Source organism: Oscillatoria sp. FACHB-1407 (assembly GCF_014697545.1).
Taxonomy (GTDB): Bacteria; Cyanobacteriota; Cyanobacteriia; order Elainellales; family Elainellaceae; genus FACHB-1407.
Genome location: NZ_JACJSA010000037.1, coordinates 18,256 through 29,437, shown reverse-complemented (window position 1 = coordinate 29,437; position 11,182 = coordinate 18,256). Strand labels below are relative to the sequence as shown.

At 46.1% G+C, this 11,182-nt stretch carries 17 protein-coding genes; 11 read left to right on the top strand and 6 right to left on the bottom strand.

All coding sequences use genetic code 11. From position 1 onward, the window contains the following. On the top strand, positions 1–214 hold a 214-nt coding region (locus H6G89_RS34785; RefSeq protein WP_206758120.1), incomplete at its 5' end, for a hypothetical protein. A 121-nt stretch (positions 215–335) separates the two neighbouring features. Beyond that, positions 336–536 (top strand): alpha/beta hydrolase, encoded by a 201-nt coding sequence (locus H6G89_RS32485; protein ID WP_190514150.1) that lies wholly within the window; start codon positions 336–338, stop codon positions 534–536. Positions 537–550: 14 nt separating this feature from the next. On the opposite strand, the gene H6G89_RS32480 is transcribed toward H6G89_RS32485, so the two are convergent. After that, a complete protein-coding gene (locus tag H6G89_RS32480) occupies positions 551–1,453 on the bottom strand; it encodes a LysR substrate-binding domain-containing protein (RefSeq protein WP_190514149.1) in 903 nt (300 codons plus the stop codon). Between the two features lie 119 nt (positions 1,454–1,572). On the opposite strand from H6G89_RS32480, the gene H6G89_RS32475 reads away from it, so the two are divergent. Both H6G89_RS32475 and H6G89_RS34695 read left to right on the top strand, forming a co-directional pair. Next, positions 1,573–2,289 (top strand): oxidoreductase, encoded by a 717-nt coding sequence (locus tag H6G89_RS32475; protein ID WP_199337072.1) that lies wholly within the window; start codon positions 1,573–1,575, stop codon positions 2,287–2,289. Between the two features lie 3 nt (positions 2,290–2,292). Continuing rightward, entirely contained in the window at positions 2,293–2,448 is a 156-nt protein-coding gene (locus tag H6G89_RS34695) for a hypothetical protein (protein WP_199337071.1), read from the top strand. 6 nt (positions 2,449–2,454) lie between these two features. On the opposite strand, the gene H6G89_RS32470 is transcribed toward H6G89_RS34695, so the two are convergent. Then, a complete protein-coding gene (locus tag H6G89_RS32470) occupies positions 2,455–3,162 on the bottom strand; it encodes a DUF4336 domain-containing protein (RefSeq protein ID WP_190514155.1) in 708 nt (235 codons plus the stop codon). A gap of 128 nt (positions 3,163–3,290) precedes the next feature. On the opposite strand from H6G89_RS32470, the gene H6G89_RS32465 reads away from it, so the two are divergent. Next, positions 3,291–3,461, top strand: a complete 171-nt coding sequence (locus tag H6G89_RS32465) for a hypothetical protein (protein ID WP_190514148.1) — start codon at positions 3,291–3,293, stop codon at positions 3,459–3,461. A 498-nt stretch (positions 3,462–3,959) separates the two neighbouring features. Here the strand turns inward: H6G89_RS32465 and H6G89_RS32460 are convergent, their stop codons facing one another. Together H6G89_RS32460 and H6G89_RS32455 are read right to left on the bottom strand one after the other, a co-directional pair. Beyond that, positions 3,960–4,580, bottom strand: coding sequence for an antibiotic biosynthesis monooxygenase family protein (locus H6G89_RS32460; RefSeq protein ID WP_190514147.1), 621 nt, complete (start codon positions 4,578–4,580; stop codon positions 3,960–3,962). Between the two features lie 68 nt (positions 4,581–4,648). Next, the gene (locus tag H6G89_RS32455; protein ID WP_190514146.1) at positions 4,649–5,263 is read right to left on the bottom strand and encodes an antibiotic biosynthesis monooxygenase family protein; all 615 of its coding nucleotides are present in this window, start codon (positions 5,261–5,263) and stop codon (positions 4,649–4,651) included. Between the two features lie 149 nt (positions 5,264–5,412). On the opposite strand from H6G89_RS32455, the gene H6G89_RS32450 reads away from it, so the two are divergent. After that, a complete protein-coding gene (locus tag H6G89_RS32450) occupies positions 5,413–6,312 on the top strand; it encodes an AraC family transcriptional regulator (RefSeq protein ID WP_190514145.1) in 900 nt (299 codons plus the stop codon). Positions 6,313–6,578: 266 nt separating this feature from the next. After that, the gene (locus tag H6G89_RS35410) at positions 6,579–6,758 is read left to right on the top strand and encodes a hypothetical protein (RefSeq protein WP_242060227.1); all 180 of its coding nucleotides are present in this window, start codon (positions 6,579–6,581) and stop codon (positions 6,756–6,758) included. Positions 6,759–7,078: 320 nt separating this feature from the next. Here the strand turns inward: H6G89_RS35410 and petD are convergent, their stop codons facing one another. Continuing rightward, positions 7,079–7,564, bottom strand: coding sequence for a cytochrome b6-f complex subunit IV (gene petD, locus H6G89_RS32440; protein WP_190514144.1), 486 nt, complete (start codon positions 7,562–7,564; stop codon positions 7,079–7,081). A 164-nt stretch (positions 7,565–7,728) separates the two neighbouring features. Here petD and H6G89_RS32435 point away from each other — a divergent pair, with 164 nt between their 5' ends. After that, positions 7,729–8,298, top strand: coding sequence for a TetR/AcrR family transcriptional regulator (locus tag H6G89_RS32435; protein WP_199337070.1), 570 nt, complete (start codon positions 7,729–7,731; stop codon positions 8,296–8,298). A 44-nt stretch (positions 8,299–8,342) separates the two neighbouring features. On the opposite strand, the gene H6G89_RS32430 is transcribed toward H6G89_RS32435, so the two are convergent. Continuing rightward, a complete protein-coding gene (locus H6G89_RS32430; protein WP_190514143.1) occupies positions 8,343–9,233 on the bottom strand; it encodes a helix-turn-helix transcriptional regulator in 891 nt (296 codons plus the stop codon). Positions 9,234–9,409: 176 nt separating this feature from the next. Between H6G89_RS32430 and H6G89_RS32425 the strand changes: the two genes are divergently transcribed. From H6G89_RS32425 to H6G89_RS32415, 3 genes are read left to right on the top strand one after another with little or no spacing between them, the layout of a single operon-like run. Continuing rightward, positions 9,410–10,408: a zinc-dependent alcohol dehydrogenase family protein gene (locus H6G89_RS32425; RefSeq protein ID WP_190514142.1), complete on the top strand. Its 999-nt coding sequence runs from the start codon at positions 9,410–9,412 to the stop codon at positions 10,406–10,408. Between the two features lie 38 nt (positions 10,409–10,446). Then, a complete protein-coding gene (locus H6G89_RS32420; RefSeq protein ID WP_190514141.1) occupies positions 10,447–10,848 on the top strand; it encodes an EthD domain-containing protein in 402 nt (133 codons plus the stop codon). A 37-nt stretch (positions 10,849–10,885) separates the two neighbouring features. Then, a complete protein-coding gene (locus H6G89_RS32415; RefSeq protein WP_190514140.1) occupies positions 10,886–11,179 on the top strand; it encodes a hypothetical protein in 294 nt (97 codons plus the stop codon). Positions 11,180–11,182 lie beyond the last annotated feature (3 nt).

Below are 11,182 nucleotides of genomic sequence, written 5' to 3'. Positions count from 1 at the left end.
CTGCAATCAAAAAGTTGATGTAATCGTTCTCGTTGACTTTGGGTGGATTCATTCTTTGGTTTTACTCCAACTCCCCCTTTTTCTCAACTGCGTAACTCCTGATGGTTTGCTGAGGAACGACTTCCTGGACAATCCTGAGGCTAAATCCTGCGGCTTATCACTTGGAAAGCTACAACCTCTCGAAAGGACAGAAATATTGGGAAGCCGCAGATAGGTGGTGTTTCAAACCTGTTGATAACCTCTGTAAGACCCCCTGTAGTCCCCCTTACCAAGGGGGACGGCGACAGCCGGGGGTTAGTAGCAACAGATCTGAAACACTACCCGCAGATATTACGGTGCCAACGCTGGTTCTGCGGGGAGAGTTAGATTTCTGGTCACGCCCTGAAGACTTACGGGCACTTGAAGTAGAGCTAACCAACGCTCCTACGGTAGAAACGGTGACGATTCCAGACGGCACCCATTACCTGTTTAACGATCGCCCAGAGCGAGGACGCGATCGCTTTATCCGGAAAGCCCTGTCATTTATCAGGACGTAAAAGAACATGGGCAATCAGGTAACCCCGATGGAATTCCATGATGCCGTCTTCCGTAACAAGTTAAGGAATGCACCGACGACTGGAGAGGAATCATGCTGCCGCCAAGCCAGATAAAGCCCAGTATTCGAGATTTGTTCTTGTAAGGGTCTATAAATGACTCCATTTCTGTGGAAATTTTGCATGGAAGCAGGAACGATCGCAATGCCCAATCCTGCTGCCACTAAGCCGATAATCGTTTGCATTTGAACTGCCTCTTGAGCCACCTTCGGGCGAAATCCCGCCTTCTCACAACTGTGCATAATCTGCTCGTAAAAGAGGGGTCCTAATTTGGCAGGAAAGAGGATAAAGAACTCATCTGCCAATGAGGAGAGAGACACTTGAGTTTGGGCAGAGAACGGATGATTTTCTGGCAACGCCAGGACTAACGATTCTGGCAGAAGGCACTCCACGCTCAAACCTGGCTCACTGATGGCAGAACGAACAATGCCGACATCAATCTGTTTGTCGTACAGGGCTTGAATTTGTTGAGCCGTTGTCATTTCCTGCAATCGCAGTTCTACCTCTGGAAACTGTTCTCGAAAGCCCTTCAGCATCTCTGGGAGTGACGTGTACATGGCAGAGTCAACAAACCCAATCGCCAACTGTCCCACCTCACCTCGCCCGATTCGCTGAGTTGCTGCGATCGCCTGTTCAAGTTGGGCTAACAGCAGGTAGGAGCGATCTAAAAACACTTTGCCTGCTTCAGTTAGATGCACGTGTCGCTTCGTTCGTTCAAACAGCTTGACTCCGAGTTCATCTTCTAAATCCCGAATTTGCTGGCTGAGGGGAGGTTGGGAAATGCACAACCGTTCTGCTGCTCGACTGAAGTGGAGTTCCTCAGCCACCGCAATGAAGTAGTGCAGGTGCCGTAATTCCATCGTACTTATATGTTTAACCTATTAATCTAAGTCAAATATATATTGGACAGTCGGATAGCTGTCTCCTACCGTAAGAAACATAAGGCACAGCTCATTGTTTTTAGATTGGAGACAGGCAAATGAACTCAAACAACAATCGTATTACTCCTAAAGTGTGGTTGATTACAGGATGCTCAACCGGGTTTGGACGTGCCCTCGCAGAAGCGGTGTTGAAAAAAGGCGACTCCTTACTGGCAACTGCTCGTGAGCCAGAGCAACTCCACGCTTTGATTGAGGACTATCCAGAAACCGCAAAGGCTATCCGTCTGGACGTAACAGTGTCTCAAGATATCCAGGCAGTCGTTGATGCTGCGATCGCCACCTTTGGTCGCATTGATGTGTTGGTCAACAATGCAGGGCATGGGCTCATTGCCGCACTCGAAGAGGTTAGCGATGTTGAAATTCGCCAATTTTTTGAAACCAACTTCTTTGGGGCACTGCGTCTGATGCGATCGGTCTTGCCTGTGATGCGTCAGCAAGGCAGCGGTCACATTGTGAATCTGTCATCCACAGCAGGACTCGTGGGATTTGGGGGAAGCAGCCTCTACTGCGGGGCTAAATTTGCCCTGGAAGGTACGTCTGAAGCCCTGGCTAAGGAGGTTGAACCGTTTGGAATTAAAGTCACGTTAATTGAACCTGGAGCATTTCGCACCGATTTTAATGGACGCTCTCTAGCCGTAGCCAAGCGATCGATTGATGCCTATGCCACTATGAGCGATGCGGCATTGCAGTGGTTCAAAGCGATGGATGGTCAGCAACCGGGCGATCCAGCAAAAGCGGCGCAAGCCATCATTTAAGCTGTGGAAAGTCCGCATCCTCCGATGCGGTTGGCATTGGGTACCGATTCTATGAGCCTGATTCAGGAAAAACTGGAATGGGTCAAAACGGAATTGAACGCTTGGCAGCCTGTGACGGTCAGCACAGATTATCCAGAACCCGTCACATCTACCAAGTAGAAGTCATTACCTTTCGTTTAAAAACCACTCATAGCCTCGCTGAAATAGTCGTTTACCATCCTGCTCAATAATGCTGCCATGAGCCATAATGACCCGCTCAAAATCCCAGGCAAGAATCGGTTGCAGGGATTGACGCACTTGCTCTTTGTCTCTTGTGGCAATTTTCTCTAAAAGTGATGGACGAAGTTGCTGATAGCCACCCAAGACTTTGGAAATTAATTGGGCAGATGGTGAACTCTGGCGATCGAAATGAAATGCCAGATCAGTAATGATGAGTGTTCGGCTTTTGGCGTGGAAGAATACCCATTCATTCAATGGCATGTATCCCTTAATATCAAAGGTATTAAATCCAGCTACTTGTGCTGCTTCAAGCCCATTAAATGATTTGATAGTATGGTCGCTGAGAACTTGATCAATCCACAAATCAGGGCATTTATCTTGTAAGCCAGATGTTGCCCAAAGTGTTGCGTTTGGATATCTCTGTTTGCACTGATTAAGGAACAAATGATGATATAGATTTGGTGCAATAATGTCACTCACATTTCCTAGCTGGTTTATCTGATCAATCATGTCATCTTGAAGTTGTATGGGTGCGATGATCACTAATCGGTCTTGATTTAAGCGAATTACCGTCATTCTCGTTCCAACTTCCAAACCAAAGTATTTCAAAGGCTGTTCAGCAACCCAAAGGTCAGGGGCGATCGCTCTCAACATCATTAACGATTCACTTAATACACAAATTAGAATGAACTTACTGATTTTAGGCGATCGCTGTCTTTTAGATTCTTGCGGAGGTTATCGGATAACGAGATGATGGAAAAAACTTCTTCCCTTCCCTGCCAATGAGCCTGCTGCAAGAGGTTTTGTTCGACCTACCCGATCGTAAGATTCCGCTGGATCAACCTCTGTTGGAGAGTCTACCGCAATGGGGGCATTGGATCGAAACCCCGGAGTACATGGTGGCGATTGTTCCGCCCGGTCATCTGGAGGTGAATTTGTGCTCTTTTCGATAGCGATCGCCTCAGACCTTACAAGGCAACACCGGAAGGGTTTGACAAGCACCTATCGTTCGGTGGAAGATGCCTCTTGTTTCGTGGTGTTCCGCTATTTCCACGCATTTGTGTTTCGACGGGTATTGCAGACGACACCTAAGCAGTACCGTAAAGAGAAAGGCTTGCAGGAAATTAGATTTCGATACGATAAAGGCAGTAACGTTTTCTGAAGCGGTGGCAGATGACGGAGCAACCTTCCCTTCTCCTCAAGAAGGAGTGGCAAGACATTACGGTTGAGTATGGTCTGCTCGAAAGCGCAGCGATCGCCCTCGCACTTGCTTTTTCTTGAATAGAGGATGCATCAGAAGGGTTGAGAGGGCGCAGGATCAGGCGATTGGTTTCCAGTATGGGTTGGCTCAGCATACCGCAGCTATTTCGGTTGGTTCTTCTGTGAGTTTTTTAACCTTGACCTGGGGTGGCATAATCGTTCTCCTATGGGCGATCTACTCCAACATCGTGTTATCCTGCTGTTTCTACATAAGTAACATGGTACAAATGGAATTCGTTTCGCGCTAACCCTTCCCAATAGGGCTTATTTGGATCAAACCCTGGTTGCTTTAAGATCGCCTCAAATGCTTCTTTACTTTCCCATTGCCCGTAATTGAACATCCGCGTCCCGTCCAAACTGCGATGAAAGCTTGCCGAAACAAGTCCAGGCGAGTTGCTCATTGCTCGGTCCAGTTCTGTTGTTGTTCGCTTTACCATTTCTGGTTGATTTACAGGCATCATACGAAATTCGGCAAGATGAGTAATGAGATCGCCCACAGCGATCTCAACTTCTGCGGATACCGATTGGCTTGCTGACACTTCTAACTGCAACGAGTCAGGCGGAAAAAATTCACTGAATATCGCCGGACGCTGCAAACTGCGATGGTCAAACTTAGGTTGCCACTGGCTGTATGTGAAGACACGTACGCCATCTAAACTTTGATGCACACTTGCTGACACAAAGTAGAAATTGGACTTCCAGAAGGTGATTTGCTCTTTGATCGCATCCACTAATCCTGATTGATGCCGCTCTGCAACAGTGTACAAATCTAATCCGACGATCGCAGTATTTGACCGATCAATCTGAACCATAAGTGCTTTTTTATCCTCGCTGGTTGCTTGTTCTGACTGATGTTAAACACGAACTGACGATCTTTATCTCAAGTTGTAAAGACAACCTCATGCAAGGTCTTTTGGTATTCGTTATTGGCTAGATCGAGTATTTCACCAAACAATGGTGAGAAGGGGCGATTGTTGTCCATTGCCGTATAGTCCTCCAACGATCGCCAATGTCCAAAGTTAATGCAACGCCATCCGTCTAAGCTGCGGTGAGCATGGGTTGAAATCAGCCCGGGTTGGCCCGAAACCATGTTTAATGCCTGCTTAAATAGCTCAATAAACCGAGGTTGCTTCTCAGGTTGCTTCATCTTGAAGATGCCGAAATTAATCAGTCCATCCATTCCGGTTGTAAGCTGCAACTCACTGCCTTTTGGCTCCGCATCAAAGATTTCAAACAGATGCACATCTGGAGGTTCCAAATTTGCGATCGGTTGTGTTGCTACATAAGAGGCTTGGTCTGCCCATTGAACATAACTCGTGACACGTAACCCATCCCGACTGCGAATCACGCTACCAGAGACAAATCCTGGATGCTGCCTTAAAGTAGACTCTATTGTTTGAATGACTTGTTTTACAAGCGTTTCCTGCTCTTCGGGCTTCACCGAAAAAACTGCGAACTCTGCTAGTAACCCATTGGTTTGACTGACAATCGGCATAGAAATCTCCAGAAGTCCGTCAGTCATTTTTTAATACAGTTTTTGGGTCGTGTCTATCCTCCATGTGGGCTAGTTTAATCATCTGAAGTGATTCGAGAGCAATTAACCGAAATTCGATAAACTACAAGCAGCAGTAGTTCCTAACTCCTATGCCTACTAAGGATCAATTGCCGCAGGTTGATATGACTCACCATACTCATCCGGCGCTTGCTGATCATCCGACGTTGTCCAGTGAGCAGTCAGGGTGGAATGGCATCTTTTTCCATCACTACGATCATCCGGCTCACCAAAGTCCAACCCATCGATGGATGCAACATATTATTGGCATTACAGGACAGGGTGGGCATCCGGTTGAGTCGGAACATCAGATAGAGGGGCAGATTCTAAACTGCTACTGTCAACCGGGTGAAATGCTGTTTATCCCGGCTGGGATCAACTATTCGTCGCTCTGGCATGAGGCAGGCGAATTTTCTCTATTGGGAATTTCTCCTCAATTTTTTGAACAGGTTGCGCATGAATCGATTCGAGTAAAGCAGATTGAGTTGATTCCACACATCGGAATTGCAGACTCGCTGGTACAGCAGATTGGATTGGCTTTGAAAGCAGATATTGAAGCAAAACATCCGGCAGGTCGAATGTTTGGGGAATCGCTGGCGACAGGTTTAGTGATTCATTTGTTGAAGCAGTACTCCGTCTGGCAACCTCGATTGTCTGATGATACAGGTCGTTTATCAGAACATCAGCTACAAAAAGTGTTCAAGTACGTTCAAGACCATCTTGAACAGGATATTGCTTTATCTGATATGGCAAGTGTTCTAAATTTAAGCCAATATCACTTCTGTCGGTTGTTCAAACAATCAACCGGGTTAGCTCCTCACCAATACTTAAGCCAGTGTCGAATTGATCGCGCCAAGCATTTATTGCAATTCACTCAACTCACCATTACTGAAATCACACTTGCAGTTGGGTTGAACAATCACAGTTCTTTCACTCGGCTGTTTCGTCGCTATGTTGGGACAACTCCGAAAGAATTCAGAGCGTCATTGTAGAAACTCAGCAAGATTTGCACAGGTTGAGCAAATAAGTTCAAGCTTTAAGAGAGGGGCGATCGCTACACTCTGCATATTCCATCACGAAAAGCAGTTAGTGTCCTGATAGGAGTATCTATGACGACAACTGGAGCGAGTGAAAAGCGATCGCAGTCTGATAAGCCCAACAGAAGCAACAACGGTTCAAACTGAGTCTTCAGCAGAAGAACTGGGTTTTAGCCTTCCACATTGGCTTTGCCGCACTGTGGACAGGAACCGTTCTCAGTATGTTTCTGATTGCACTTAGAAATAACAGCACAGCCAATGCTGATATTCTCTTCGCACTCAATTCAGTGATCAACTTACTGGATGATTTCATTGTGATTCCTGCGGCGATCGGTTCTGTCGTGACAGCAACTCTCCTTTGCTGGCAAAAAACTACGGGTTCTTCAAATTCTACTGGGTGATTACTAAGTGGATTTTGACGACTGGATTAATCGCTTTTGGAACGTTCTGGCTATTTCCTTGGGGTAACACGGCTGAGGCGATTAACGTTTCGCGCAACTCCGTAGGAACCGCTCAATCAGAAGGTTTAGGTGCATTCAATGATTCCATTTACAAGTTTGATACGAGAGGAGTGTTAATTGGATCAGTGATTCAAGTCTCTTTCCTCTTTGTGATTATTGTCATTTCTACTCTAAAGCCTTGGGGAAGAAGACCGGACAAGGTTAAAAGTTAAATTCTCCTCGTCATGTATGGCACAGTTTCCACCCGCTAACGGTAGCCATCAAAATAAACCCAAGGTGAGGGATTGATCAATTGGCATCGCCGCACCAATTCCAAGCCAAAGCGTAACTAGTGTCCCCACTAAAAAGATACATGTGGCGATCGGTCGGCGGAATGGATTCTGAAATTTGTTGACGCTTTCAATAAATGGAATACACATTAATCCCAATGGTATGGAGACCATCATGACAACACCCAACAGTTTATTTGGAACAACACGGAGAATCTGAAAGACAGGATAAAAATACCATTCTGGGAGAATTTCTAGTGGAGTTGCGAAGGGATTTGCAGGCTCCCCTATGATTGCTGGATCGAGTACCGCCAATCCTACACACAAAGCCAGAGCTCCCAGAATGACCACTGGAAAAATGTAAAGCAGTTCATTAGGCCATGCAGGTTCTCCATAATAGTTGTGCCCCATTCCTTGCAGTAGCTTTTTACGCAACTCTGGATCGTTCAAATCTGGCTTCTTGGAAACTCCTGCCATAAATCAGTTCACTCCTTAATGTCCATTTGAGCAGCAAAAACTTGCAGGACAAATCGCCCTGCTTGACTTCATTGAGATGAATCAACTGCCTTCAGGTAGACAAGTCTGTCTACCCTCAATAGCTGGTAGTATATCTCTATGGAGACAAGTTTGTCTACTTTGTTATGGTGATGTCCGAATCCAGTGCTGCGCGTCAGCAAATCCTAGAAACCGCATCCCGGCTCTTTTACCAAAAGGGCACTCAAAATGTTGGCATCAATGAAGTGATTGCCGAATCAGGTGTTGCTAAAAGAACGTTGTATCGACACTTTCCGTCTAAGGATGACCTCATCCTCGAAGTGATGCAACATCGGGCTAGCCAGTGGTTAACCTGGTTTGAAGAAGCAGTCAGTAGCAAGGGGGGTACGGCAAAAGAGCGGTTGCTTGCAACCTTCGATGTCCTCCAGAACTGGTACGCAAATCCTGATTTTCGAGGCTGTCCGTTTATCAATGTCGTGCTAGAAATTGCGGATGCGACTCACCCTGCCCACCAGGTTTCGATTCAATTAAGAGAATCCATTCGTACATACATTATGCAATTGGCATCTGAGGCTGGAGTGAAAGACCCCGTATCGTTTTCTCAGCAATATCTACTTCTGATTGGAGGAGCTAGCCTCATGGCTACGATTGAGGCGAATCCAACTGGAGCGCAGTACGCCAAGCAAACCTTATCTGTTTTGATGGATGCAGGTTAGCGATCGCCCCTCCATTGCATAGGCTTGGCAGAGCCTGACTTGCATTACAGGTTTCTAAAGGCTTTTGGAGTGCTGCCAATAAACTTACGGAACAGGGTTGTGAAATGGCTTTGATTCTTAAAACCACAGGAGAGGGCTATATCTGCGATCGTCAGATCCTTCTGCTGAAGTAGTTGTTTTGCTCGCTCAATTCGCTGCTGTAACATAAACTGATGAGGTGAAACTCCCATTGATTGCTTAAACAACCGACAAAAATAGTATTGGCTCATACCCACACAGTCAGCTAAGTCTATCAGCTTAATGTCTTGGTCAAGATGAACCTGAATATACTCCAAGACTTGATTGAGCTTATGTTGCGGCAATCCATCTACATAGACGGTTGGTGATGGTTTCAGCGTTGAATAGCATTTGAGTAGATGAACAGCCAGTGCAGTCCCCATCGCTTCACCATACAATCGACCTGACGGACAACCCGCTTCCAGTTCGGCTTTTAGAGCAAATAGAATTTCTCGAATTAAAGGGTCTTTTTGCCCTCGGTGCATCATCAATTCCACTCGTTCAGGATTCACCGATTCCTGAACAGCATGAGCAACGAATTCTGGCTCTAGAGTCAGAGAAAGAACTTCCATCTCATCTTGCCACCGGACTGCGTGAAGATGCTGAAATGGTGTAATACAGACATTTCCCGGCAATAATTGCTGATAGTTAAACTTGCCATTAGTCTTCAGTTCTACTTTTTTAGGCATTCTCAGTTGGAGGGTGAGATGGTGCCTTGCTGCATAAAAGTCTGAAATATCGAGGGGTGGAAATTTTAGATGCTCCAGCAGAATGCCATTCCAGGTAAGCGTTCCACTTGACAACAAGACAAATTCGCTTGGATGCTCAACATGAGGCTCAACTCGTTGATTATCAATCCCTTCCTGTTGCAGAGCCATAGAGGTTATCTCCCACGATTAGAAGTGACAAGCCGTTCTAGATAGAGATTTATCACTCATTGCAGGAAGCTAATTTTGAGAAAGAAGCAAGAATCCTGAAAAAAAGCAAAAATCTGAAAGAAGTGTATCGCCAAATCCTTGATGATGGAAGCTTCTTGAGGAGGAGTAGGGTTATCATGCCAAAGATTGTTCGATTTTATGAGTTTGGCAGTGCAGATGTTCTCAAGCTAAAAGACGAATCCTTAAAAGAACCGAGTGTTGGAGAAGTACGGCTGAAGGTTGAAGCGATTGGACTCAATCGTGCAGAAGTTGGTTTTCGATCAGGGCGATATTTAGAATTACCCGAAACATTTCCATCTACCCTGGGGTACGAAGCATCGGGAATCATCGATGCGATTGGTGAAGGGGTAATGGGTTTCCAGATTGGCGATCGCGTCAGTACCATTCCTGCTTTTTCAATGAAACAGTATGGTGTGTATGGGGAAAGTGCAATCGTCCCAGCGACAGCCGTTGCCGCTTATCCTGAAAGCCTTTCACCCCAGCAGGGAACCGCGATCTGGATGCAGTATATTACCGCCTACGGTCCCCTGGTTGAGTACGGGCAGGTGAAAGCAGGCGATTTTGTTCTGATTACAGCCGCTAGTAGCAGTGTAGGCTACTCTGCTATTCAAATTGCCAAAGCCGCAGGAGCAGTTGCGATCGCCACGACGCGCAGTACAGCCAAAAAGCAAATGTTGCTGGAAAACGGCGCAGACCATGTGATTGTTACCAATGACGAAGACTTAGTTAGCCGAGTCATGGAAATTACAAACGGTCATGGGGCTGATCTTATTTTTGATGCCATTGCTGGGTCACTGCTCGAAACTTTGGCAACAGCCGCTGCACCGGGAGCAACGATTTTTGTCTATGGTGCGTTAGATGAAACGGCATCAACTTCCTTTCCTCTCTTTGCTGCATTGCAGAAAGGCTTGAAGGTACAGGGTTACACGTTGTTTGAAATCACAACCAATCCTGAGAAATTAGACCGTGCCAAACAGTACATCTATGACGGGTTGACATCTGGGGCACTGGTTCCTGTGCTCGATCGCGTCTTTTCACTGGAGCAAATTGTGGAAGCACACCAGTACATGGAATCTAATCAACAGAATGGCAAAATTATCGTCACAGTTCCCTAAACTGCTACTGTCCTTTCATCAATGAACGGAAGATTTTTATGATTAAGTTTGTCTATTGCATTCGCAAACGTGCTGACCTGAGTGATGAAGAGTTCCATGCCTTCTGGCGAGATGTTCACGGTTCCTTCATTCGCAACCTCGCTCAAACGTTAAAGGCAACCAGGTATATTCAAAGCCATACGATTGATACGCCAGTAAACCTTGAAATTGCTAAATCACGTGGTCTGGATGCCTCACCTTATGATGGTGTTACCGAAATTTGGTGGAACAGCATGGAAGATTTTTTAGCCGCAGTGAGTACGCCTGAAGGACAAGCCGCCGCCCAACAATACATCACAGATCCGAAAGTAGGCGAAGTCAATTTCGTAGACTTTGCTCAGTCCCGCGCTTTTCTCACTGAGGAACATACCGTTTTCGACTTCTCTTCACCAACCCCCTGAAACAACCGTTTCAGACTCTTCTATTCATAAGGAAATCATGCAGTTTTTGATTCTGGCACGAATTGCGTCAGGGGTTTCAACGGAACAAGTATTACCCCATGTCAAGGCTGAGGCTGAATCCGTCTGGAAGCAGTATTCGGCGGAGATTGTGCGATCGTTTTATTACATCGCTGACATGAGCGGTGCTGTACTACTTTGTGAAGCCTCAGATTTACAAGCAATGCAAGCGATCGCGTCTGAGTTTCCAATGGTAAAAGCTGGGGTTTTAGTGTTTGAGATTCTGCCATTGAAATCCTACACTGGCTTGGAAACGTTGTTTGCTCAACCGTAGTTT

Excerpts from the sequence above, each read along its gene's own strand:
- H6G89_RS32465 (WP_190514148.1), top strand. The coding sequence starts at position 3,291 with ATGAGCCTGCTGCAAGAGGTTTTGTTCGACCTACCCGATCGTAAGATT.
- H6G89_RS32455 (WP_190514146.1), bottom strand. The coding sequence starts at position 5,263 with ATGCCGATTGTCAGTCAAACCAATGGGTTACTAGCAGAGTTCGCAGTT.
- H6G89_RS32480 (WP_190514149.1), bottom strand. The coding sequence starts at position 1,453 with ATGGAATTACGGCACCTGCACTACTTCATTGCGGTGGCTGAGGAACTC.
- petD (WP_190514144.1), bottom strand. The coding sequence starts at position 7,564 with ATGGCAGGAGTTTCCAAGAAGCCAGATTTGAACGATCCAGAGTTGCGT.
- H6G89_RS32435 (WP_199337070.1), top strand. The coding sequence starts at position 7,729 with ATGGTGATGTCCGAATCCAGTGCTGCGCGTCAGCAAATCCTAGAAACC.
- H6G89_RS35410 (WP_242060227.1), top strand. The coding sequence starts at position 6,579 with ATGTTTCTGATTGCACTTAGAAATAACAGCACAGCCAATGCTGATATT.
- H6G89_RS32460 (WP_190514147.1), bottom strand. The coding sequence starts at position 4,580 with ATGGTTCAGATTGATCGGTCAAATACTGCGATCGTCGGATTAGATTTG.
- H6G89_RS32415 (WP_190514140.1), top strand. The coding sequence starts at position 10,886 with ATGCAGTTTTTGATTCTGGCACGAATTGCGTCAGGGGTTTCAACGGAA.
- H6G89_RS32430 (WP_190514143.1), bottom strand. The coding sequence starts at position 9,233 with ATGGCTCTGCAACAGGAAGGGATTGATAATCAACGAGTTGAGCCTCAT.
- H6G89_RS32475 (WP_199337072.1), top strand. The coding sequence starts at position 1,573 with ATGAACTCAAACAACAATCGTATTACTCCTAAAGTGTGGTTGATTACA.
- H6G89_RS32420 (WP_190514141.1), top strand. The coding sequence starts at position 10,447 with ATGATTAAGTTTGTCTATTGCATTCGCAAACGTGCTGACCTGAGTGAT.
- H6G89_RS32425 (WP_190514142.1), top strand. The coding sequence starts at position 9,410 with ATGCCAAAGATTGTTCGATTTTATGAGTTTGGCAGTGCAGATGTTCTC.
- H6G89_RS32450 (WP_190514145.1), top strand. The coding sequence starts at position 5,413 with ATGCCTACTAAGGATCAATTGCCGCAGGTTGATATGACTCACCATACT.
- H6G89_RS32470 (WP_190514155.1), bottom strand. The coding sequence starts at position 3,162 with ATGTTGAGAGCGATCGCCCCTGACCTTTGGGTTGCTGAACAGCCTTTG.